Raw genomic sequence first — 22,149 nt, forward strand, 5'->3', positions numbered from 1 at the left:
CCGAAAGCGGGCCCGCCACGCGTTCCGGCGGTCGCTGGCGATGCTAGAGCGTGCCGAGCCAGTTGCGCAGCAGCTGGATGCCAGCCTCGCCAGACTTCTCGGGGTGGAACTGGGTCGCCGAGAGCGGCCCGTTCTCGACCGCCGCGAGAAAGCGCTCGCCGTAGGTCGCGTACGTGACCCGAGGCGGTGCCGCGCTCGGCACGAGCTGGGGAATGTCGAGCTCGGTCGCGGCGTACGAGTGCACGAAGTAGAAGCGCTCGGCCTCGATGCCCGCGAACAGGCGCGTTCCCTCGGGCGCATCCACGGTGTTCCAGCCCATGTGCGGGAGCCGGGGAGCGCGCAGCTCGCGCACAACGCCCGGCCACTCGGCGAGGCCCGGCGTGCCGGCCGCCGTGTCGGGCGCATCCTCGTTCCACCAGAACTCGTCAGCGTTGTGGGCGTGGATGCGCTCGGTGGCCTCGGGCTCGGCGGCGTCAGTCGCGCCCTCCGTCGTCTCGCCTGCCTCGGGGAGATCGATTCCCTCGACGCCGCGTTCGAACATCACCTGCATGCCGACGCAGATGCCGAGCACGGCACGACCGCCGGCGAGGCGACTGCCGATAATGCGGGGGCCGTCGGCGCGTGCGAGGCCCTCCATGACGCTCGCAAAGCTGCCGACGCCGGGCACGAGTAGGCCGTCGGCCGCGACCGCGCGGTCGCGGTCGGCCGTGAGCTCGACGTCGGCGCCAGCACGCTCGAGTGCCTTGACCGCGGAGTGGACGTTGCCGAAGCCGTAGTCGAACACGACGACGCTCGGCCGCGCACCCATCACAGGGCACCCTTGGTCGACGGAATGCCGTCAACCTCGGGGTCGAGGCGCTTCGCGGCGCGGAACGCGCGGGCGAACGCCTTGAACTCGGCCTCGGCGATGTGGTGCGGGTCGCGCCCGCCGAGCACGCGCAGGTGCACCGTCAGTGCCGCGTGGAACGTGATCGCCTCGAACGCGTGCCGCACCATGGAGCCCGTGAAGTGCCCGCCGATGCGGTGCAGCTCGAAGCCCTCGGGCTCGCCCGAGTGCACGAGGTAGGGGCGCCCCGAGATGTCGACGACGCACTGCGCGAGCGCCTCGTCGAGCGGTACGAGCGCGTCGCCGTAGCGGGCGATGCCGCGCTTGTCGCCGAGCGCCTCGCGGATCGCCTCGCCGAGCACGATCGCGGTGTCTTCGATCGTGTGGTGCTCGTCGATGTGCACGTCGCCCGAGCTTTCAACCGTGAGGTCGGTGAGCGAATGCTTCGCGAACGCCGTGAGCATGTGGTCGTAGAACGGTACGCCAGTCGAGATCGTCGACGCGCCGGTGCCGTCGAGGTTGACGCTGAGGCGGATCGACGACTCGCTCGTCGTACGTTCGACGGTGGCGGTACGGGGCGCGGTCATGCGCGGACTCCTTCGGTGAGCTGCAGTTCGGGTCGCTGCGCCGTGATCTCGGCGAGCGCGGTGAGAAAGGCGTCGGTCTCGGCCTCGGTGCCCGCAGTGACGCGCACGCAGTCGGCCGGGCCGGTGTTGCGAATGAGGATGCCGCGGGCGGCGAACTCGTCGAACATCGCGGCCGGGTCGGCCACCCCCGCGAAAAGCACAAAGTTCGCGTCGGAGGGATACGGCCGGTAGCCGAGGCGCTCGACCTCGGTGACGATGCGGTCGCGCTGCGTGCGGATGCGGTCGACCTGCGCGAGCATCGTGTCGCGGTGCTCGAGGGCCGCGATCGCGGCCGCCTGCGTGAGCGCCGAGAGGTGGTAGGGCAGGCGAACGAGCCGCACGGCGTCGGCCACGGCCGGGTCGGCCGCGAAGTAGCCGAGCCGCACCCCGGCGAACGCGAACGCCTTCGACATCGTGCGCGACACGACGAGGCGCGGGCGCCCCTCGAGCAGCTCGAGCGCCGAGGGCGTGCCGTCGTGGCGGAACTCGGCGTACGCCTCGTCGACGATCACGATGCCGCTGGTTGCGTCGTAGGCGGCAGCGATGGTCTCGAGGTCGAGCGGGGTGCCGGTCGGGTTGTTCGGGGTGCACAGGAGCACGACGTCGGGCGACCCAGCCTCGATTGCTGTGCGCACCGCATCCGGAGTGAGTTCGAATCGCGCATCGCGCGGGGCCGCGACCCACTCGCTTCCGACTCCCTGGGTGAGCAGCGGATACATCGAGTAGGTCGGCGCGAAGCTCATGACCTTGCGGCCGGCGCCCGCGAACGCCTGCAGCAGCTGCTGCAGCACCTCGTTCGACCCGTTCGCGGCCCAGATGTGCTCGGGCGTGAGCCCGTGACCGAGGTACTCGGCGAGGCCCGCCCGCAGTTCAGCGAACTCCCGGTCGGGGTAGCGGTTGAGCCCCGGCAGCTGCCGCGAGATGCGCTCGATGATCGACAGCGCGACCTCCTCGGGCACCGAGAAGGGGTTCTCGTTCACGTTGATCGTGATCGGCAGCGGCTCCTGCGGCGCGCCATAGGGCGAGAGTCCGCGCAGGTCGTCGCGAATGGGGAGGTCGTCGATGGAGGTCACCCGGCCATCCTAGATCGGCCCGTCGCTCGCGGGCGCGCCGGATGACCGTGCGCGACGCCACAGGCGCACCGCGGGCACGGCACCCATTCGGAGCGGATGCCGTGCCCGGCACGGTTGGTGGTGGTGCGTGGGCCCCGGGACGCAGCCGTGTCCGCGTCCCGGGGAGCTTGAGTGGCGCAATGTCCGGTTACCCGGAAGGCCTCTGGATGCCCTAGAGGTTCGGCAGCGCGAGCTGCTGGCCCGCCTGCAGCGACGAGCTGTCGAGCAGGTTGAGGCGCATGATCTCGTGCACGACGTCGCGCACGTCGTGGTCGCCCGCGATGCTTTCGGCGATGCTCCAGAGCGTCTCGCCGGCGAGCACGGTGTGCGTTTCGAAACTTTCAGCGGATGCGCTGGCCTGGTGTCCGGCAATTGCGGCCGGTACCTGCGCGATGCCGACGCCGACGCCGAGCGCGACGGGGGCGAGCAGGAGCGCCGTGAGGAGACGTCGACCACGCACGGTGAGACGCATGCGGGGCTGGCGAGTGGCGCCGGTGCTTGCGGTGAGTGCAGTCATGATGATCGATTCCTTTCGATTCGCACGCGGTTCGCATGCGAACATCTGTTCCGAATATAGATTCGAGAAAACCGGAAAGCAAACACTTTTTCGAAGAATCGCTCGACACGCTCGAAAAGGTGTTTGAGTCGGGCGCTGCTGCCACGTACTCTGGCTGCAACGGAACACAGCTGACCACGAGCCTGCGACATGGATTCGTGCACACCAGGAGGACCCGATGGCCATGCGACGCAAGTCCCTCTCCGAACGGCAGCGAAAGGTGCTCTCGTTCATCGCGCAGTTTCAGTACCGCCACGGGTATGCCCCGAGCATCCGGGAAATCGGCGACGAGGTCGGCCTCGGCAGCTCGTCGTCGGTCGCGTATCAGCTGACGCAGCTCGAGAACCGCGGGTACATTCGACGCTCGCAGAACCAGGCGCGCACGATCGAGCTGCTCGTCGAGATGGATGTGCCCGAGGAGCCCGGTGCCCTCTTCTCCCCCGGCCCCGCCGTGAACGTGCCGCTCGTTGGCCGCATCGCCGCCGGCGTGCCGATCACGGCCGAACAGCAGGTTGAAGAGATCTTCCCGCTGCCGCGCCAGGTTGTCGGCGATGGCGAGCTGTTCCTCCTGCTCGTCTCGGGCGATTCGATGATCGACGCGGCGATCTGCGACGGCGACTGGGTCGTCGTGCGCCAGCAGCCCACCGCGAACAACGGCGACATCGTCGCGGCGATGCTCGACGGCGAGGCGACCGTGAAGGTTTTCCGCCAGCGCGACGGCCACACGTGGCTGCTCCCCCGCAACTCGAACTACGAGCCGATCCTCGGCGACGAGGCCCAGGTGCTCGGCAAGGTCGTAGCCGTGCTCCGCTCGGTCTAGCGCCGCACCGACGCCAACGAGTTCGCCCCGGCGTTCGCATGAGTGCGAACGCCGGGGCGAACTCGTTACCGGTCGGGCCTAGTTGTCGGGCTCGTGCCGCGGCAGCGCGAGCACTCGCTCGGGCGCTTCGTCGCCGCGGCCCTTCGGCTTGTGCCGCACGGGCGGCTTCTTGCCCTCGGGCGCCGACCGACCCGCGACGCGATACGGCTCGAACATGCCCATCTGGTCGGGATGCACGCGGGCGCGCAGGTGCGTGCCGTCGGTGTCGTGCGTCTCGCGGAGCACACCGCCCTGATCGTGCAGGAGCGAGACGAGGTCGCCGCGACCGTAGGGCAGCACGAGCTCCACCTCGATTTCGCGCACCGGCAGCATCTCGGCGATGCGCTCCTGCAGCTCTTCGATACCCTCGCCCGTGCGCGCGGAGACGAACACCGAGTTCGGCTCGAGTGTGCGGAGCGCAAGCCGGGTGTCGTGGTCGACGAGGTCGGCCTTGTTGAAGGCGATCAGCTCGGGAATGTCGCGAGAGTCGATCTCGGCGATCACCTCGCGCACCGTGCGGATCTGCCCCGCGGGGTCGGGGTGGCTCGCGTCGACGACGTGCACGAGCACGTCGGAGTCGGCGACCTCCTCGAGCGTCGAACGGAACGCCTCGACGAGCTGGTGCGGCAGGTTGCGCACGAATCCGACCGTGTCGGCGAGCGTGTACGGCCGCCCCTCGGGAGTTTCCGTGCGGCGCACGGTCGCGTCGAGCGTCGCGAACAGCTGGTTCTCGACGAGCACGCCGGCGCGCGTGATGCGGTTGAGCAACGACGACTTGCCGGCGTTCGTGTATCCCGCGATCGCGACCGACGGCACGAGATTGCGGCCACGCTCGGCGCGCTTCGTGTCGCGTGAGGTCTTCATACCGGCGATCTGCCGCCGGAGCTTCGACATGCGGGTGTGGATGCGGCGGCGGTCGAGCTCGATCTTCGTCTCACCGGGGCCGCGCGAACCCATACCGGCGCCGGCCGAACCCACCTGGCCACCGGCCTGGCGCGACATCGATTCACCCCAACCGCGCAGGCGCGGGAGCATGTACTCGAGCTGCGCGAGCTCGACCTGCGCCTTACCCTCGCGGCTCTTTGCGTGCTGGCTAAAGATGTCGAGAATGACGGCAGTGCGGTCGATGACCTTCACCTTGACACGGTCTTCGAGCGCGCGGCGCTGCGACGGTGCGAGCTCGGTGTCGGCAACGACGGTGTCGGCACCCGCCTCGCGCACGATGTCGGCGAGCTCGTCGACCTTGCCGCGGCCGAGATACGTCGCCGCGTCGGGATTCGGGCGGCGCTGCAGCACGCCGTCGAGCACGACGGCGCCGGCCGTCTCACAGAGGGCCGCGAGCTCGCGCATCGAGTTCTCGGCGTCGTCGATCGTGCCGGCGCGGTACACGCCGATGAGCACGACCTTCTCGAGGCGAACCTGGCGGTACTCGACCTCGGTGACGTCTTCGAGCTCGGTCGACAGCCCGTCGAGGTGCTGCAGCGAGCGCCGTTCCTCGCGCTCGAGCTGCAGGCCGTCGGCATCCGACGACGAGGTTGTCGTCGCGTCCTGGAGCGACGTCGCGCGGCGGTCGTCGCGGAACATCGTCGTACGGGCGCGATTGGGTTCGCCGCTCGCGAGCACGCGATCGAGGAGTGACTCGGTGGGGTCGGTGCCGGCAAGGCGCGCGATTACCGCATCAGCCTCGGGGGCAGGGTCGGCCTGCGGCGGACGTCGGAACGCCGCCGTCTCGTGGTCGCCCGCGGCCGCATCGTCGCGGTCGAATTCGGGACTCGTTGCGCCGTTGGCGCCGGAAACATCGTCGTGCATGCTCCTGCCAGCATAGGCGCTGCGCTACGTTCGAGATATGTCTGAGCACTACTTCGCCGAGCAGCCCACAGCGAACGCCGAGCAGCGCGACATCGAGGTCACCCTGCGCGGGCACGCCGTGACGGTCGCGACCGCGAACGCCGTGTTCTCGGCCGACCGGCTCGACAAGGCCACGCGCATCCTGCTCGACGAGGTGCCCGAGCCGCCCGCGACCGGCGCGGCCCTCGACATCGGCTGCGGCTGGGGGCCCATCAGCCTGAGCCTCGGGCTCGCCGCGCCCGACCTCGACGTGTGGGCGCTCGACGTGAACGAGCGCGCCCTCGAGCTCACCGCGACGAACGCGCGCCGGCTCGGGCTCGAGCGCGTGCGCGCCGTCCGGGCGGCCGACGTGCCGACCGACCTCGAATTCGACGTCATCTGGTCGAATCCGCCGATTCGCATCGGCAAGGCGGCGCTCGACGCCCTCATGTTCGAGTGGCTCCCGCGGCTTGCCCCGGGCGGCCAGGCGTGGCTCGTCGTCGGCAAGAATCTCGGCGCCGACTCGCTGCAGCGCCGCCTCGCCGACGGACTCGGCGACGGCTACACGGTGTCGCGACCGACGACGCAGGGCGGGTTCCGCATCCTGCTCGTCGAACGCGACGCGTAGCCGGAACCCGTAGGGAACACCGCCGCCCTGGCTCCTAGGTTGTGAGCACGGATTCGAGGCGGGCGTAGCTCGCCTCCATGCCGTCGACCATGCCCGTGGCGAGCACTGTGTCGCGCAGTTCGTTGTTCGGGTACTCGATCATGAGCGTGAGCAGCGTGGCGCCGTCTTCCTCATAGAACGTGAGGTCGTTCACCGTGCCCTCGCCGGGCATTCCGACCATGCGCTCGGTTGTGACGAGGCGGTGCTGCGGGTCGATGAACAGCAGCTCGCCCTCGAAACCGAACGGCTCGCCTTCCGTGTCGCCGACCGGCTTCCACGAGGTGAGGTACTTCGCGCCGACCGTGGTCGTGAACTCGACCTCGTCAACCTCCCAGCCGTCGGGCCCGTACATCCACTTTCGAATGAGTTCCGGCTCGGTGTACGCGCGCCACACTGCCGAGGCGGGGCCGTTGATGAGGCGCTGCACACGCACGAGCGTGTCGCTGAGCAGCTCGTGCTGCGTGCCCTTGCCTGTGAAAAACTCGCGGAGGTCGTGGAGCACCGTGTCGAGCTGGTTGAACGCGAGCGTCGATCCTTCGATGGCACCCATCGCAACGACCTGCTCGAGCGCTTCGACCGACTCGAAGTACGTTACGTTCGTGAACTTCGTGCCGGTGCCAATCGGCGCGAATTCGTATGTGACGCGCATCTGGGGCATCTCGGTGTTGACGTTGCCGCTGTCGTCGGTGAACGAATCGAGCACGGTGAAGCTCGTGCCCTCGTTCACTTCGACAAACTCCCACTGCCCCGCCGCGAGCTCTCCGTTCGGACCGGTCATGTGATAGCGGGCGCGCCCTCCGGGCTGGAGGTCGAACTCGGTGAAGGTGGCGGGCCAGGTCGGCGGGCCGAAAAAGCGGCTGAGTTGCTCGGGTGTCGTGAAGGCAGCCCAGACGCGGGCGACCGGGGCGTCAAATTCCGCCTCGAGCGTCGTCGTGAGTGCCTCGGCGTCGGTGATGAAGTTGGTGACGGGCATTGCGGATCCTTTGTTCAGCGTCGGCGGTGACGCGCGTTGGGTTCAGGATGCGGTGGTTTCAGGATGCGGTCGAGTCGGGCGCCTCGGCGAGCAGCGCGTCGAGGCGGTCGATGCGGTCGCGCCACATTCGCTCGTACTCGGCGAGCAGGGCACGGGTGTTCGCGATCAGGTCGGGGTTCGCTCGGATGCGTCGTTCGCGCCCCTCGGCGCGCTTGATGATGAGTTCGGCCGATTCGAGCACCGCGACGTGCTTCTGCACGGCCGCGAACGACATCGAGTACTCCCCCGCGAGCTGCGAGACCGACTGCTCCTCGGCGAGGGTGCGCCGAAGAATGTCACGCCGGGTCTGCTGCGACAGTGCGTGGAAAATGCGATCGAGGTGCGCATCGTCGAGAGCGGAATATACAACCATTTGGTTTCACATTAGGTTGTGTCCCGTCGGCCCACAAGCGCCGGTTGCTGGCAATGCCCTGTACGACGGCAGTCAAGCGGAGCCGCTGCGGCCGCCGCGCCTCGTGCGTCCTGCAGCACTCAAAGCAACAATCGCAGGAGGGCGCTCGAGAACTCGAGCTGATAAGGCAGCTCCGCGAGCTCCTCCTCAGCCAACACGAGACCACGCTCCGAGGCCGCCCGAGCAATCCGACCCCGGTCAGGGAATTCTCCGACCTCTGCGTCCCCCTCGGCGCGCAGCGCTCCAACGGCATGCTCGACCGCCTCCGGCAGGGTGAGTGGTTCTCCGAGCGACGAAACGGTGAACCCTCGAGTCTCATCAACATCAGCGCGGTCACCCGATGCGAAGGCGAGGAACTCGGTAATGCTCACACTGAGCAACTCCCCCTCAACCTGTCGCCCCAATTCACACCTCGCACCAAGTGCAATTGGCTTGTCACCTACCGGCATCGAACAACCCAGACCACGCTAAACGCCATTGCCCACCTCGGCCCCAATTGATGACGGCTCTCCTGCCGAGGGCATTCTCGACCAATTCATTAGCTCACCAATCCAATGTCCGGGTTCACGACATAAGCGACAACTTGAACGCGACACCCGGGTCGGAACATCGGCGACACTTCCGCATCCGATACACGCAGATGCAGTGGGAAACCCGGCCACCCTCATCGCGAACTGACGGCAACTTGCGGCGATTTCAGCGGAATCGTTGCGAATTGCCGTCAGTTAGCGGAGGTAGGGATGGGTCGAGGGGCGAGTGGCAGGGGCGAAAACGCAATGAGGCGGGACCCGAACTGTCGCTCATGTCCCGACCCATCACGACCTTGCCATTCCACGATTCGAACCGCTGTCAACTTGGCACACAATTCAAGTTTCGAATTTCCGGCCGGACGGAAGCAGTTGCAGTTATGGAATTTCCGCGGGCGCGGTGGGCCCGTTGGTGCGCTTACGCAGTGGTGCGACGGCGCAGCAGGAGCAGCGCGCCAACACCGATCACCGCTGCGGCGGCGAGCCCAAGCGGCAGCACCTGCGCGCCAGTGGAGGCGAGCGAGTCGCCCGCGTCATTCTTGCCGTTCGCCGGCTGCGTTGCTGCCACGTCGTCGGTGGTTTCCGGAGCGTCGCTCGCGCCCGCGGTGGCGGTCGGCTCGGCAGTGTCGGTCGGCGGCGCGGGTGCAGTCGGTGCCGAGCCCGCCTCGACGGCGAGCGGCACGCGCACGACCGTGCCGGCCTCGGCCACGGTGAGCTCGATCGTCCAGTCGCCGGCGGCCACCTCGGGCACTTCGAACGAGACCTGCGCCGCGCCATCGGCGGCCGCGAACATACCGACCTCGACGCGCTCACCATCGGCCGACACGATTTCCGCCGTCACTGACGTCGCGAGCGGCGTGCCGGCCGACGTGAGGTCGAGGTCGCCGAGCGTGAACTCGACCTGCGCGCCGGGCGCGAGCGGCGCATCCGGGGTCCCGCTCACCTGCGCGGTGCGGCGCGCGAAGTCGGGCAGGAACGGCTCGCCGTCGATCGACGCCTCGAACGCGTCGCGGAGCATGTCGAGGTCGATCCGGCCCGTGTCGGTGCTCGACACCGCGTCTTGGAACACGGGGAAGCCCGTCGTGCCGCTCGCGAGGAAGCCGTACGTGATGATGCCGTACGTCGCGTCGGGGTCGATCGGCGCGCCCTCGTAGTAGAGATCGACGACCTTGTTCCCGACCTCAGCCTCGGGGTCGTACGTGTAGGTGAGGTTGCTCGAGAACGAGATGTGGCTGTAGCTGCCGTCGTCGTGGAACTGCTGCTCGATGAGCGTGCGCACCTGCTCGCCCGTGAGCTCAACGACGAACTGGTTGTTCACGAACGGCATGACCGACTGGAGCTCCGAGTAGCTCACGACCCCGTCGGCGCCGGCCATGAGGTCGGCGCGCACGCCGCCCGCGTTGCCCATGCCGATGTCGGCGCCGTACTGCTCCCCCTGCTCGAGCATGAGGTCGGTGATGAGGTTGCCGAGGGCCGACTCGCCGGGGTAGGTCGTGTCGTCGGCCGCCACGCCCTCGCGGGTGATGTCGGCGCCGATCGTGCCCACCTGCACCTCGCCGAGCACGGCGGCCTCGTCGAGCGCGGCGGTGACGATGTCGTCCACCTCGGCGACGACGGGATACGTCGCAATGAGCTCGTCGACCGGGGTGTCGGTGCGCGGGCGCAGCTCACTCGTGAAGTCGACGACCTCGCCCGAGGCCGGGTCGTACGTGACCTCGATCACCGCGATGTTGTTCATGTACTCGCCGGTCTGCACGACGGGTCGGGTCGCGCCGGTCTCCTCGACCGTGTCGACCCAGTTGTAGACGCGGTGCGTGTGCGCGTTGAGCACGACGTCGACGTCAGCGGTGAGCTCGGTGTCGATGTCCTGCATCAGGCCCGGGTTCGCGCGGGCGGAGTCCCAGGTCGCGCCGTCGGGCTCGCCCGCGGTCGCGCCGTCGTGGAAGTCGGCTACGAGAATGTCGACGTCGTCCTTGATCTGCTCGGCGACGCGGTTGACTGCCTCGACCTCGTCGCCGACCGTGAGGCCGTCGATCGCGTCGGCCGACACGAGGGTCGCGAGATCTGCCGGCGCGGTGCCGATGACGCCGATGCGCAGGCCGCCGCGCTCGATGATGCGGTACTCGTCGAGCACCGTGTCGCCGTTGGCGTCGTAGAGGTTCGCGGCGAGCAGCGGCTGGCCGAGGTACTCCTCGATGCGGGCGACGTCGTCCATGCCCTTGTCGAACTCGTGGTTGCCCGCGGCCGTCGCGTCGACGCCGATCGCGTTCAACACGTCCATGATCGGCTCGTCGTCGGCGATCGACGACGCGAACAGGCTTGCGCCCTGGTTGTCACCGGCGCTGATGAGCACGGAGTCGGGGTTCTCGGCACGCGCCTCCTCGATCGTGCCGGCCCACGGCACCGTCATGCCGCCGATGCGGCCGTGCACGTCGTTGATCGAAATGAGCTGCACCGTGACGGTGCCGTCGTCATTCACGGTCGTGGCGGCGGGATGCTCGGCGGCCTGCGAGATCGCGGGGAAGCTTCCCGCGAGCAGGGCGGCCGCGAACAGGCCCGAAGCGAACTTGGCTGAGGTGCGCACGGATTCTCCTTTTCGGCGTGGTGATTCCGTCACCGTAGCCGCCGTCGGGCAACGGGATATGGCGCACCGGTAAACGGTGAGGCGCTCCCGCTCCCCAGAGCCGGGCGGATACGCGGGTCGGCCGAGTGCGCAGGCTATGCCGAGAGGTCGACCACGCCGTCGAAGACGAGTTCGGCGGCGCCCGCGAGGCCGACGTGTTCGCCCTCTTCGGTGGGGAAAATCCGCACCTGGAGCGTGCCGCCGGGCACCTCGACCTGCCAGAAGTTCGGGGCGCCGGAGCCAGCCCAGTGCCGCACCGCGAGCGCGGTCGCGACGATGCCGGTGCCGCACGAGAGGGTCTCGCCGACGCCGCGCTCGTACACGCGCATCCGCACCCGGCCGACGCCGTCGCGCACGAGCGGATCGCTCGGCACGACGAACTCGACGTTCGCGCCCGCGACCGGCTCGGGGTCGAGCTCGGGGCGACGCGTGAGGTCGAGCTGCTCGAGTTCGTCGGCGCCCGCGAGCGCGACGACGACGTGCGGGTTGCCGACGTCGATGCCGAGGCCGGGCCGTGCGACGTCGAGGCGGCTCGCGTCGACGACGGGCTCGCCGCCCGCGAGTCGCCAGCGGCCGAGGTCGAGCTGGAACCCGCCGGTGCCGGTGCGCTGCACATCCTTCACCCCGGCGCGGGTCGCGATCGCGAGGGTCTCACCCGGCTCGAGCTGCGCGAACCCGCGCTCGGTCAGGAACCGCGCGTAGGCGCGCACGCCGTTGCCGCACATCTCGGCGACCGAGCCGTCGGCGTTGTAGTAGTCCATGAACCACTCGGCCTCGGGTGCGTCGGCGAGCACCGCGGCGCCCTCGGGCAGCCGTTCGCTGCGCACCGCGCGGATGTAGCCGTCGGCGCCGACGCCGAAGTGGCGGTCGCACAGTCGCGCGATTTCGTCGGCGGTGAGCTGCAGCGCGCCGTCTGGGTCGGCGACGATGACGAAGTCGTTTCCGGTCGCCTGGGCCTTCGTGAATTCGATGCGCGTCATGCGGTCATTCTCTCGTATTCGGTTGGAACGTCGTGGGTCAAGCTGGCTCACCGATGCCCGCGTGCGCGAGCACCTGGGCGGCGGCGCCCGGCGCGGTGGCGTCGAGGCGCAGCGCTGAGTCGTAGCGGCGGAACCACGAGACCTGGCGACGCGCATACTTGCGCGTGAGCGCCTGGGCCCGCGAAATCGCCTCGGCCCGCGTTAGCTCGCCGCGCAGCTGGGCCGCGGCCTGCGCGTAGCCGATCGCCTTGCCCGCCGTCGTGTCGTCGCGCAGACCCTGTGCCACGAGCTCGGCCGTCTCGTCGAGAAGCCCATCGCGCCACATGTCGTCGACGCGCGCGTCGAGTCGCTGCACGAGCTCCGCTCGCGGCGTCTCGGCGAGCACCATCGCGGTCGGGCGCCACCAGGAGTCCTGCTCGGGCAGTTGCGCCGAGAACTTCTCGCCCGTCACCTTGATCGCCTCGAGGGCTCGCACGACGCGGCGCCCGTTCTTCGGGTCGATGCGCGCGGCGGCCTCGGGGTCAAACTCCTGCAGCCGCCGAAACAGCATTCCTGGCCCCCACTGCTCGAGCTCGGCCTCGAGCTCGGCGCGCACCTCGGGGTCGCGCCCCGGGAACGAGAGGTCGAAGACGACCGACGCGATGTAGAGCCCCGAGCCGCCGATGAGAATCGGCACGGCGCCGCGGCTGCGAACCGCCTCGATCGTCTCGCGGGCGAGCGGCTGATACCAGGCGACCGTCGCGGGCTCGGTGACGTCGAGCACGTCGAACAGGTGGTGCGGAATCCCCCGGCGCTGCAGCGGCGGGAGCTTCGCCGTGCCGATGTCCATTCCGCGATACAGCTGCATCGCGTCGGCGTTCACGATCTCGGCCGGGCGTCTCGACCGCGCGAGCAGCTCGGCGACCTCGAGCGAGAGCCCCGTTTTCCCGGTGCCCGTCGCCCCGCCGATCACGATGAGCTCGGCGGGCTCGCGGTTCGCTACTGCCACTTCGATGGCGACGACGGTGCGCCGACGCGAATGGTCGGCAGGCCGAGGTTCACGGCGCGGCCACCGCCGGGCGTCTCGATGCCGGTGCCGCACGAGGCCGACTGCGCGGCATCCCACGCGTCGCCGGCGCGCGTGCGGCGGATGCGCAGTGGCGCGTCGCTGTCGGCGAGCAGGTAGCTCGGGGCGCCGTGCGTGATCTCGACCGTGACGACGTCGCCTGGGCGCGGGGCGAGCTGGCCCTCGGGCAGGGCGAAGTGCACGAGTCGGTTGTCTTCGGCGCGGCCCGTGAGTCGGTGGGTCGCGCCGTCTTTCTTGCCCTCATCGACCGAGACGAGCACCTGCTGCGTCGTGCCGACGAGCTTCTCGTTCTCTTCGAGGGAGATGCGGTGCTGCAGCGCGACGAGGCGCTCGAAGCGCTCCTGCACGACCTCCTTCGGCACCTGGTTCGGCATCGTCGCGGCGGGCGTGCCCTCGCGGATCGAGTACTGGAAAGTGAATGCGCTCGAGAATCGCGATGCCTCGACGACCCGCATCGTCTCTTCGAAGTCCTCGTCGGTCTCACCCGGGAATCCGACGATGATGTCGGTCGTGATTGCCGCGTGCGGCATGCGGTCGCGCACTCGGTCGAGGATGCCGAGGAACTTCTTCGACCGGTACGATCGGCGCATCTCGCGCAGGATTCGGTCGGAACCCGACTGCAGCGGCATGTGGAGCTGCGGCATGACGTTCGGGGTCTCGGCCATCGCGTCGATGACGTCGTCGGTGAACGCGGCGGGGTGCGGGCTCGTGAAGCGCACGCGCTCGAGGCCCTCGATTTCGCCGGTGGCGCGCAGCAGCTTCGAGAACGCCTGCCGGTCGCGGAAGTCGACGCCGTACGAGTTCACGTTCTGGCCGAGCAGCGTCACCTCGATCGCACCCTGGTCAACGAGGGCGCGCACCTCACGCAGCACGTCGCCGGGGCGGCGATCCTTCTCTTTGCCGCGCAGCGCGGGCACGATGCAGAAGGTACAGGTGTTGTTGCAGCCGACCGAGATCGACACCCAGCCCGAGTACGTCGAGTCGCGCTTCGTCGGCAGGGTCGAGGGGAACGTCTCAAGTGATTCGAGCAGCTCGACCTGCGCCTCTTCGTTGTGGCGGGCGCGTTCGAGCAGCACCGGCAGCGAGCCCATGTTGTGGGTACCGAAGACGACGTCGACCTGCGGCGCGCGCTCGACGATCTGCTGCTGCTCCATCTGTGCGAGACAGCCGCCGACCGCGATCTGCATCCCCTCGTGCTCGCGCTTGCGGCTCGCGAGCTGGCCCAAGTTGCCGTAGAGCTTGTTCGCCGCGTTCTCGCGCACGGCGCACGTGTTGATGACGATGACGTCGGCGTCATCGGACTCCGCCTCGACGTAGCCGGCGGCGAGCAGCGAGCCGGTGATGCGCTCGGAGTCGTGCACGTTCATCTGACAACCGAGCGTGCGCACGTAGAAGCTCCGCTGCGAGCCATCGGCATTGCGGGAGGCGTCGGACGGAGCGATTGCGGTGGCCGTTTCAGTCATGATTCGGCAATTCTACCGGCGGGTGCAGCCTTCTTTGGGCGCCCCACCGCAGACCCTCACCAGCAGATACAGAAGGGATGCCCGGCCGGGTCGGCATAGACACGGAACCCCTCGGGCTCGGTCACCTCTTCGTGCGCCTGCAGCAGGCGCGCGCCGAGCGCGAGCACCTCCGCCTCGGCCGCGGCGACCTCTCGTTGCTCGACGTAGATGTCGAGGTGGGCCTGCAGCTGTTGACGGCCGGGGTCATCGCTCGGCCAGTCGGGCGCGACGTGGTCGGGGGCGTGCTGCACCGCGACGACCGTGCGACCATCGACCGCGACGGTGAGCCAGTCATCCCAGTCGAACTCGTCGCGCACTTCGCCACCGAACACGGCGGCCCAAAACTCCGCCTCGGCCCAGTAGTCGACGGCATCGAGCGCGACGTAGTGCTGCGTGATCTTCATGGCCGAGAAACTAGCCCTCGGGGCTGGATGCGCGGTGCACGGCTCGCCCAGCCTCGCGGCACGCTGAGCCCGTAGTTTTGACGGCATGGCCGCATCGCTCCGCACTCTGCTTGACCAGCTCGGCAACTCCCGCTCCACGCTCTTCGGCGTCACCTCATCGGCCGCGCTCGCCGCCCTCGCGCTCGTCGAGCCACGGGGCGCATCCTCGACCCGAAAGCTGCTCTACCGCGGCGCGATCGGCGCCGTGGCCGCCTGGTCGGCCATCGCCGCGGCTCGCACCGAATCCTCGCGGCCCATGACCGGCAAGACCCTGGCTTCCGTGGCCGGGGCCGTCGGTGTCGCATCCGCGGCCCTCTCGCCGGTCTCCGAACGGCTCGACGCGAAGCTCGTCGACGCCCTGGCCCGCGGCCGAGTGACCCGGCCTCGCCTCGTGCTCGCCGCGGCGACGGCGGCGCTCAGCGTTGCCGTGTGGTGGTTCGACCGACGCTCGGTCAGCGCCGAGGCCACGCCCGAGCGTTAGCCGCGCGCGGATTCCACGAGGCACTCGACGAACGCGGTCGCGGCCGAGGATTCGCCGCCGCTCGGCGCCGTCACCGCGACGAGTCGCGAGCGCAGCTCGGTGTCGATCGGCACGGCGCGAATCGACGCCGGCAGCTGTTCTCGCACGGTCTCGGGCAACACGGTCAGCCCCTCGCCCGCGGCGACGAAACCGAGCGCGGTCTCTTCGTGCACGACCTTGTGGGCGTAGCGAAGCTGCGCGCGAGCCGCCGCGAGGGCCGCGTGCACGAGGTCGACGAACCCCGCCATCAGGTGGCGCGGGTAGCCGATGAGCGGATGCGCCACCACCTCGGCCGGCGTCACCAGGTCGGCGGCCGCGAGCGCGTGGTCGCGAGGGACACAAACGACGAGGCGTTCGGAGCGCAGCGGGGTCGAGGCGTAGAGCGCGCTCTCGGCGGGGTCGCGCACGACGCCGACGTCGAGCTGCCCCTCCTGCACGCGCTCGATCTGCTCAGACGTGGTGAGCGGCTGGAGCCGCGGTTCGACGTGCGGTCGCAGCTCGCGGAAGCGCCGCAGCCCAGCCGGCAACACGGTGTAGCTCGCCGAGCTGACGAAGCCGATCGACACGCGTCCGCGCATCCCGAGCCGCACCTCGTCGAGCCCGGTCAGGGCTTCGTCGAGCAGCGGCAGCACCTGTGCGAGCCGTTGCTGCAGCTCGAGCCCGGCGGCGGTGAGTTCGACGCGTCGCGTCGACCGGTCGAGCAGCGACACCCCGAGGTCGTCCTCGAGCTTGCGCAGTTGCACGCTCAGCGGCGGCTGCGACATGTGCAGGCGTTCGGCGGCGCGGCCGAAGTGGAGCTCCTCTGCGAGCACCGAGAAGTAGCGAAGCTGCCGCAATTCCATTGCAGCACGATAGCCGAACGCTATGAATAACCGTGACATAGGTATTGGACATCGAACTTATCGGCGGCTGTACTTGACCCACGAGCCGCGACGGCCACGCCCGGTGGTCGCGATGGGCCGAGACAGGTGGGCACACACGATGACAGAGCTGGACTCGACGCAGGTGCTGATTATTGGCGCAGGCTTGATGGGGTCGGCCGCGGCGCATCAGCTCGCGGCCCGCGGCACCGAGGTGGCGGTCGTCGAGCGCGACACCGCGCCGAGCGAGCACGGCAGCTCACACGGCTCGGCGCGCATCTTCCGCTACGCCTATCCCGACCCCTTTTATACCGGCCTCGTCGACCAGGCTCGCGCCCGGTTCTCGGAGCTCGAGCGCCTCGCGGGCCAGCAGCTCATCACGCCCGGCGGCGCCCTCGACTTCGGCGCGCGACGCGACCCGCGCCAGCTCGCCGGGGTGCTCGACGAGGTCGGCATCGAACACGAGCTCCTCCCCGCAGCGGTCGCGGCCGAGCGCTGGCCGGGCATCAACTTCGACACCGACGTGCTCTGGCAGCCGGGCGGCGGCGTCATCGATGCCGAGTCGACCGTGCTCGCGCAGCTGCGCCTGGCCACCGAGGCTGGCGCCCGCGTGCACGAACACTGGGAGGCCGCGAGCGTGCGCCGCGACGGCACCGGCTACGTCGTCACGTCGACGACGGGTGACACGATCCGCGCCGCACAGGTCGTCGTTGCCGCGGGCGCGTGGCTGTCGAAGCTGCTCGCCGAGACCGACCTGCCGAGCGCGTTCGTCGACCGGCTCCCCCGGCCAGTCGTGACGCAGGAGAACGCCTACCACTTCGCCTACCGGGATCCGGCCGACCCGGGCGAGCCCACGCCGGGCAGCGCGACAAGCTGGCCGACGTTCATCCACAAGTCGGAGCACATCCTCACCTACAGCCTGCCGGGTGGCCGCGACGCCGACTTCCGCGGCCAAAAGCTCGCCGAGTTTCTCGGCGGCACCCCGATCGCCGACGGCAGCGCGCAGACGGGCACGATCGACCCCGCGAACCGCGAGCGCATCATCGAGTACGTGCGCGAGCAAGTGCCGGGCCTCGTGCCCCAGCCCTACGCCGAGACGACGTGCCTGTTCACAATGCTGCCTGAGGAAGACTTCCTGCTCGACGCCGCCGAGGGCCTCGTGATCGCTTCGCCGTGTTCCGGTCACGGCGCGAAGTTCGCCCCGCTCATCGGTGAGTTCATCGCCGAGCTCGTCGCGGGCGCGGCCGCGCATCCGCGGTTCGCCGTGACCTCGCCGGCCTGGACGGCGGCCCGATGAGCACGCCCACCGCCGACCTCCTCGCCGAGCTCGCCGACATCGGCCGCGACCCCGTTCGCGGCGGCTACACGCGCCCCGGCCTCGGCGAGGCCGAACTCGAGCTGCGCGCCTGGTTCATGGAACAGGCCGCCCGACGCGGCCTCGAGGTCGAGCTCGACCGGAACGGGATCGTCTGGGCCTGGTGGCTCCCCGAAGGCAGCGACCGCAGCGGTGCCGTGATCACCGGCAGCCACCTCGACTCGGTGCCGGGCGGCGGCGCGTACGACGGCCCGCTCGGCGTCGTCAGCGCGCTGCGCGCTTTCGACCTCCTGCGCGAGGGGGCCGAGTTCCCGACCCGGCCACTCGCGCTCGTCGTGTTTCCCGAGGAGGAAGGCTCGCGCTTCGGCGTGCCCTGCCTCGGCAGCCGGCTCGTCACCGGCGCGCTGACGCCCGAGCGCGCACGCAGCCTCACAGACGCGGATGGTGCGACCTTCCCCGAGGCGGCTCGCACCGCGGGCATCGACCCCGACACGATCGGCCCCGACCCGGAGCGCTTCGCGGACATCCACGCGTTCGTCGAACTCCACGTCGAGCAGGGCCGCGGGCTCGAGGACCTCGGTCAGCCCGTCGCGATCGGCCGCTCGATCCTCGCGCACGGCCGCTGGCACGTCGAGATCCACGGCCGAGGCGACCACGCCGGCACGACGCGAATGCAGGATCGCCACGACCCGATGGTGGCGCTCGCCGACGCGATTCTCGCGGTGCGCGAGGCCGCCGAACAGGTCGACGAGGCGCGCGGCACCGTTGGCCGCCTGCGCGCGATCCCCGGCGGCACGAACGTCATCGCCTCGAGGGCCGACCTCTGGTTTGACCTGCGCCACCGCGACGAATCGGTCGTGCGCGAGCTTCTCGCCCGCATCACCGAGCGCATCCGCGCCGCGGGTGAGCGCGAGGGCTGCACCGTCGAGGTGCACGAGGAGTCGTTCAGCGGCGAGGTTCGGTTCGACCCACAGCTGCGCACCCGACTCGAGGCGGCGCTCCCGGACGCGCCCGTGCTCGACACCGGCGCGGGCCACGACGCCGGCGTGCTCGCGAGCGTCATTCCGACCGGGATGCTCTACGTGCGTAACCCCTCGGGCACCTCGCACGCCCCCGACGAGGGCGCCTCGGACGACGATGCCGAGGCCGGCTCGGTCGCGCTCGCGACCGCACTGGAGGCCCTCATGCGCTAGCCGCGCCACTCCCGCAAGCGCACCGGGACGACCTTTCGCCAGATCGGCAAAAGGTCGTCCCGATGCGCTTTTCTTTTCCCTGATCAGAACGTATTTTCATCCATCATTGTGATCATTTCGTTACCATTTCGAGTTGGTCATAACTTGCTGTTCCACGCAAACTATCTTCAAGTATTCACGCACAGCAAAGGCGGATTGGTCATGGAGACAACGTCAGCGATCAACACCATGTGGGTCCTCGTGACATGCGTGTTCATGGTGCTCATGGTGCCGGGGCTCGCGCTCTACTACGGCGGCATGTCCCGCACGAAGAACGTGCTCAACAGCATCATGATCGTGCTCGGCGGCTTCGCCGTCGGCGCGGTACTGTTCGTGCTGTTCGGCTACAGCCTGATCCTCGGCAATTCGGTCGGCGGCCTCGGCATCATCGGCGACGCGACCGAGGCCCTCGGCATCCAGTCGATCCTCGCGGGCACTCCCGACGAGGGCGTCGCCTCGGCGGTCGCGACGGCCGCGTTCCACCTCATGTTTGCTGGCCTCGCCACCGCGATCGTCGCCGGCGCGATCGAGGGCCGCATGAAGTTCGGCGCCTGGCTGCTCTTCGCCGGCCTCTGGGTCACCCTCGGCTACTTCCCCGTCGCCCACTGGGTGTTCTCGTTCAGCTCCGATGACGGCAGCCACATCGGCGGCTGGATCGTCAACAACCTCGGCGTGCACGACTTCGCCGGTGGCATCGCGGTGCACACGAACGCCGGCGCCGCGGCCCTCGCCCTCTCGATCGTGCTCGGCCGCCGCAAGGGCTTCCCGACCCCCGGGCGTCCCGGCAACGTGCCGTTCATCGTGCTCGGCGCCTGGCTGCTCGCGTTTGGCTGGATGGGCTTCAACGCCGGTTCGACCGGGGCGATGAACGAGTTCGCCGCGCTCGCGATCCTCAACTCCCTCGCCGCGCTCTGCGCCGGCCTCCTCGTCTGGCTCGTCATCGAGCGCAGCCACCGCGGCGCTACCACGACCGCTGGCGCCGTAACCGGCCTGCTGGGTGGCCTCGTCGCCGTCACGCCGGGTGCGGACATCCTCTCCCCCGTCGGCGCACTCATCGTCGGTGGTGTCGGCGCCGCGGTCGCCTACTGGGCGGTCGGCCTCAAGGCGCGCTTCGGCTACGACGACGCGCTCGACGCCGTCGGCGTGCACCTCGTGCCCGGCCTCGTCGGCAGCGCCCTGCTCGCGTTCCTCGCCGACCCGGCCGCCGGCGGCGGCGCGAACACCGAGTTCGTCGGCATCCTCTACGGCGGCAGCTGGTCGTTCCTCGGCTCGCAGCTCATCGGCATGGCCTCGGTCGCGATCTACACCTTCGTCATCTCCTACCTCATCGCCACCGTGCTGAAGCGCACCATCGGCCTGCGCGTACCCGACGCGACCGAGATCTCGGGCCTCGACCAGCCCATCCACGCCGAAACCGCCTACGTCGGCAGCGACGAGCGCTAAGCCGCCGGCCCGACCCTTCAAGCAAAGGACACCCCAGTGAAACTCATCACCGCAATTCTGCAGCCGAGCGTGCTCGTTCCCGTCAAGCTCGCCCTCGCCGAACAGGGCGTCAAGGGCGTCACCGTCACCGACGCCCGCGGCCGCGGCACGCAAGAGGGCAAGACCGAGTTCTTCCGTGGCCAGACCTACACCGTCGAGTTCGTCGACAAGGTGCGCCTCGAGATCGTCGTCACCGACGAGACCGTCGACGCCGTCGTCGCGAACGTTGCCGACGCCGCCAAGACGGGCGAGATCGGCGACGGGAAGATCTGGGTCACCGACGTGCTCTCGGTGGTGCGCGTGCGCACCGGCGAGACCGGCGACGACGCCATCAACTAGCCGACCGCATCCCGCACCGCCGCCAAACTCGCCACCGCGAAACTCGCACCAACAACACCAGGAGATTTCCCCGATGACCTCGTCAACCCGCATCGACATGCTCTACCTCAACGAACCCGACATGATCGCCGCCGGCGTCACCGACATCAACGCGTGCATCGACGTCATGGAAGAGGTGCTCGTGCTCGTCGCCAAGGGCGCGTACCGCATGGCGGGCAACACCGCGAACTCGCACGGCGCGATGATCACGTTCCCCGAGAGCTCCCCGTTCCCCGAGATGCCGACTGACGCGGCCGACCGTCGCTTCATGGCCATGGATGCGTACCTCGGCGGGCGCTTCGACGTCGCCGGAGTGAAGTGGTACGGCTCGAACATCGACAACCGGGAGCAGGGCCTGCCCCGGTCGATCCACCTCATCGTGCTCAACGACCCCACCACGGGCGCGCCGTTCGCGATCATGTCGGGCAACCTCGAAAGCGCCTACCGAACGGCCGCCGTGCCCGGCGCCGCCGCCCGCAAACTCGCGCCCGAGCACGCCGAGTCGATCGGCCTGATCGGCCCCGGTGCCATGAACAAGTCGGCCCTCGACACCTTCGTGAAGGTGCGCCCGAGCCTCACGACCGTGCGCATCCAGGGCCGCCGCCGCGTCACCTCGGAGCGCTTTGCCGACTTCGTGCGCGAGAACTTCCCGCAGTTCACGACGATCGAGGTCGTCGACACCGCCGAGGAGGCCGTGCGCGACTCCGACATCGTGAGCGTCGCGGTGACCGGTCTCGTCGGTTCCGAGAACTACCCGTACATCAACGGCGACTGGATCAAGCCGGGCGCGTTCCTCAGCCTCCCCGCGAACCTGAAGATGGACAAGGACTACACGCTGAGCGGCAAGGCCCGTCTCGTCGCCGACGCGAAGGCGATCTACGAGGCGTGGGCCGAGGAGTACCCGGCACCCTCGCACGAGACCGCGTTTGGCATGATCGGGCTCTACTGGCAAGACCTGATCGACCTCGGCGAGCTCGACGAGGCGCGGGTCGTGAACATCGGCGATGTGCTCGAGGGCACCGCCGAGGGCCGGGAGTTCCCCGAGCAGCCGGTGCTGTTTAGCGTCGGCGGCATGGGGGTTGAAGACGTCGCGTGGGGCAAGACGGTGTACGAGAACGCCTGCAAGCAGGGTCTCGGCACCAAGCTCAATCTGTGGGATGCGCCGCACCTCGCGTAGCTGCGGAGCCTCGCGCGACCGATGCTGCCGTCCCGACCGCACCTCGGGGCGGCGGCATTGTTTTCGGGAGCCGCGGGCCGTACAGTTGCCGATTATGAAGATCTCCTAGTGTCCCGGTTCGCGTGCGGCGCCCCGATTGGCGGCTGG

The 22,149-nt window shown here is 69.2% G+C and carries 22 protein-coding genes; 8 read left to right on the plus strand and 14 right to left on the minus strand.

Annotated features, from left to right (window positions below):
- Positions 1-43 precede the first annotated feature (43 nt).
- The 4 genes from G328_RS0109225 to G328_RS0109240 all read right to left on the minus strand — a co-directional run bounded on the left by G328_RS0109225 (position 44) and on the right by G328_RS0109240 (position 3,081).
- Entirely contained in the window at positions 44-808 is a 765-nt protein-coding gene (locus tag G328_RS0109225; RefSeq protein WP_019619062.1) for an imidazole glycerol phosphate synthase subunit HisH, read from the minus strand.
- The gene (gene hisB, locus G328_RS0109230) at positions 808-1,413 is read right to left on the minus strand and encodes an imidazoleglycerol-phosphate dehydratase HisB (protein ID WP_019619063.1); all 606 of its coding nucleotides are present in this window, start codon (positions 1,411-1,413) and stop codon (positions 808-810) included. The genes G328_RS0109225 and hisB overlap by 1 nt, the downstream gene beginning before the upstream one ends.
- On the minus strand, positions 1,410-2,525 hold the full coding sequence (locus G328_RS0109235; protein ID WP_019619064.1) for a histidinol-phosphate transaminase: 1,116 nt from the start codon (positions 2,523-2,525) through the stop codon (positions 1,410-1,412). The genes hisB and G328_RS0109235 overlap by 4 nt, the downstream gene beginning before the upstream one ends.
- A 211-nt stretch (positions 2,526-2,736) precedes the next feature.
- Complete coding sequence (locus tag G328_RS0109240; RefSeq protein ID WP_026339780.1) at positions 2,737-3,081, minus strand: LysM peptidoglycan-binding domain-containing protein; 345 nt, start codon at positions 3,079-3,081, stop codon at positions 2,737-2,739.
- Positions 3,082-3,298: 217 nt separating this feature from the next.
- On the opposite strand from G328_RS0109240, the gene lexA reads away from it, so the two are divergent.
- Complete coding sequence (gene lexA, locus G328_RS0109245) at positions 3,299-3,940, plus strand: transcriptional repressor LexA (protein WP_019619066.1); 642 nt, start codon at positions 3,299-3,301, stop codon at positions 3,938-3,940.
- A gap of 78 nt (positions 3,941-4,018) precedes the next feature.
- Here the strand turns inward: lexA and hflX are convergent, their stop codons facing one another.
- The gene (hflX, locus tag G328_RS0109250; protein WP_019619067.1) at positions 4,019-5,788 is read right to left on the minus strand and encodes a GTPase HflX; all 1,770 of its coding nucleotides are present in this window, start codon (positions 5,786-5,788) and stop codon (positions 4,019-4,021) included.
- Positions 5,789-5,825: 37 nt separating this feature from the next.
- On the opposite strand from hflX, the gene G328_RS0109255 reads away from it, so the two are divergent.
- Positions 5,826-6,434: a class I SAM-dependent methyltransferase gene (locus G328_RS0109255; protein ID WP_019619068.1), complete on the plus strand. Its 609-nt coding sequence runs from the start codon at positions 5,826-5,828 to the stop codon at positions 6,432-6,434.
- A gap of 34 nt (positions 6,435-6,468) precedes the next feature.
- On the opposite strand, the gene G328_RS0109260 is transcribed toward G328_RS0109255, so the two are convergent.
- The 8 genes from G328_RS0109260 to G328_RS0109295 form a co-directional block, all read right to left on the minus strand.
- Positions 6,469-7,446, minus strand: a complete 978-nt coding sequence (locus tag G328_RS0109260; RefSeq protein WP_019619069.1) for an SRPBCC family protein — start codon at positions 7,444-7,446, stop codon at positions 6,469-6,471.
- 58 nt (positions 7,447-7,504) lie between these two features.
- Positions 7,505-7,858: an ArsR/SmtB family transcription factor gene (locus G328_RS0109265; protein ID WP_019619070.1), complete on the minus strand. Its 354-nt coding sequence runs from the start codon at positions 7,856-7,858 to the stop codon at positions 7,505-7,507.
- A 119-nt stretch (positions 7,859-7,977) separates the two neighbouring features.
- The gene (locus G328_RS15935; RefSeq protein WP_154651561.1) at positions 7,978-8,268 is read right to left on the minus strand and encodes a hypothetical protein; all 291 of its coding nucleotides are present in this window, start codon (positions 8,266-8,268) and stop codon (positions 7,978-7,980) included.
- Positions 8,269-8,842: 574 nt separating this feature from the next.
- Complete coding sequence (locus G328_RS0109275) at positions 8,843-11,008, minus strand: bifunctional metallophosphatase/5'-nucleotidase (protein WP_019619072.1); 2,166 nt, start codon at positions 11,006-11,008, stop codon at positions 8,843-8,845.
- Between the two features lie 134 nt (positions 11,009-11,142).
- The gene (gene dapF / locus G328_RS0109280; RefSeq protein ID WP_019619073.1) at positions 11,143-12,027 is read right to left on the minus strand and encodes a diaminopimelate epimerase; all 885 of its coding nucleotides are present in this window, start codon (positions 12,025-12,027) and stop codon (positions 11,143-11,145) included.
- Between the two features lie 37 nt (positions 12,028-12,064).
- Positions 12,065-13,015 (minus strand): tRNA (adenosine(37)-N6)-dimethylallyltransferase MiaA, encoded by a 951-nt coding sequence (gene miaA / locus G328_RS0109285; protein ID WP_019619074.1) that lies wholly within the window; start codon positions 13,013-13,015, stop codon positions 12,065-12,067.
- Positions 13,006-14,556, minus strand: a complete 1,551-nt coding sequence (miaB, locus tag G328_RS0109290) for a tRNA (N6-isopentenyl adenosine(37)-C2)-methylthiotransferase MiaB (protein WP_019619075.1) — start codon at positions 14,554-14,556, stop codon at positions 13,006-13,008. Before miaB ends, miaA begins: the two co-directional genes overlap by 10 nt.
- A gap of 56 nt (positions 14,557-14,612) precedes the next feature.
- Positions 14,613-14,999, minus strand: coding sequence for a VOC family protein (locus G328_RS0109295; protein ID WP_019619076.1), 387 nt, complete (start codon positions 14,997-14,999; stop codon positions 14,613-14,615).
- An 85-nt stretch (positions 15,000-15,084) separates the two neighbouring features.
- On the opposite strand from G328_RS0109295, the gene G328_RS14985 reads away from it, so the two are divergent.
- Positions 15,085-15,519: a hypothetical protein gene (locus G328_RS14985; RefSeq protein ID WP_019619077.1), complete on the plus strand. Its 435-nt coding sequence runs from the start codon at positions 15,085-15,087 to the stop codon at positions 15,517-15,519.
- Here G328_RS14985 and G328_RS0109305 read toward each other — a convergent pair.
- Positions 15,516-16,400 (minus strand): LysR family transcriptional regulator, encoded by an 885-nt coding sequence (locus tag G328_RS0109305; RefSeq protein WP_019619078.1) that lies wholly within the window; start codon positions 16,398-16,400, stop codon positions 15,516-15,518. The genes G328_RS14985 and G328_RS0109305 overlap by 4 nt on opposite strands.
- A gap of 139 nt (positions 16,401-16,539) precedes the next feature.
- Here G328_RS0109305 and G328_RS0109310 point away from each other — a divergent pair, with 139 nt between their 5' ends.
- The 5 genes from G328_RS0109310 to G328_RS0109330 all read left to right on the plus strand — a co-directional run bounded on the left by G328_RS0109310 (position 16,540) and on the right by G328_RS0109330 (position 22,002).
- Positions 16,540-17,715, plus strand: a complete 1,176-nt coding sequence (locus G328_RS0109310; RefSeq protein ID WP_019619079.1) for an FAD-dependent oxidoreductase — start codon at positions 16,540-16,542, stop codon at positions 17,713-17,715.
- A complete protein-coding gene (locus tag G328_RS0109315) occupies positions 17,712-18,926 on the plus strand; it encodes an allantoate amidohydrolase (protein ID WP_019619080.1) in 1,215 nt (404 codons plus the stop codon). Before G328_RS0109310 ends, G328_RS0109315 begins: the two co-directional genes overlap by 4 nt.
- Before the next feature lie 201 nt (positions 18,927-19,127).
- The gene (locus tag G328_RS14990; protein ID WP_019619081.1) at positions 19,128-20,408 is read left to right on the plus strand and encodes an ammonium transporter; all 1,281 of its coding nucleotides are present in this window, start codon (positions 19,128-19,130) and stop codon (positions 20,406-20,408) included.
- A 36-nt stretch (positions 20,409-20,444) separates the two neighbouring features.
- Positions 20,445-20,786 carry a P-II family nitrogen regulator gene (locus tag G328_RS0109325; RefSeq protein WP_019619082.1) on the plus strand — a complete coding sequence of 114 codons (342 nt, stop codon included), beginning with the start codon at positions 20,445-20,447 and terminating at the stop codon, positions 20,784-20,786.
- A gap of 73 nt (positions 20,787-20,859) precedes the next feature.
- On the plus strand, positions 20,860-22,002 hold the full coding sequence (locus tag G328_RS0109330) for a tyramine oxidase subunit B (protein WP_019619083.1): 1,143 nt from the start codon (positions 20,860-20,862) through the stop codon (positions 22,000-22,002).
- Positions 22,003-22,149 lie beyond the last annotated feature (147 nt).

The organism is [Zimmermannella] faecalis ATCC 13722 (assembly GCF_000381765.1).
In the GTDB taxonomy this organism is placed as follows: Bacteria; Actinomycetota; Actinomycetes; order Actinomycetales; family Microbacteriaceae; genus Gulosibacter; species Gulosibacter faecalis.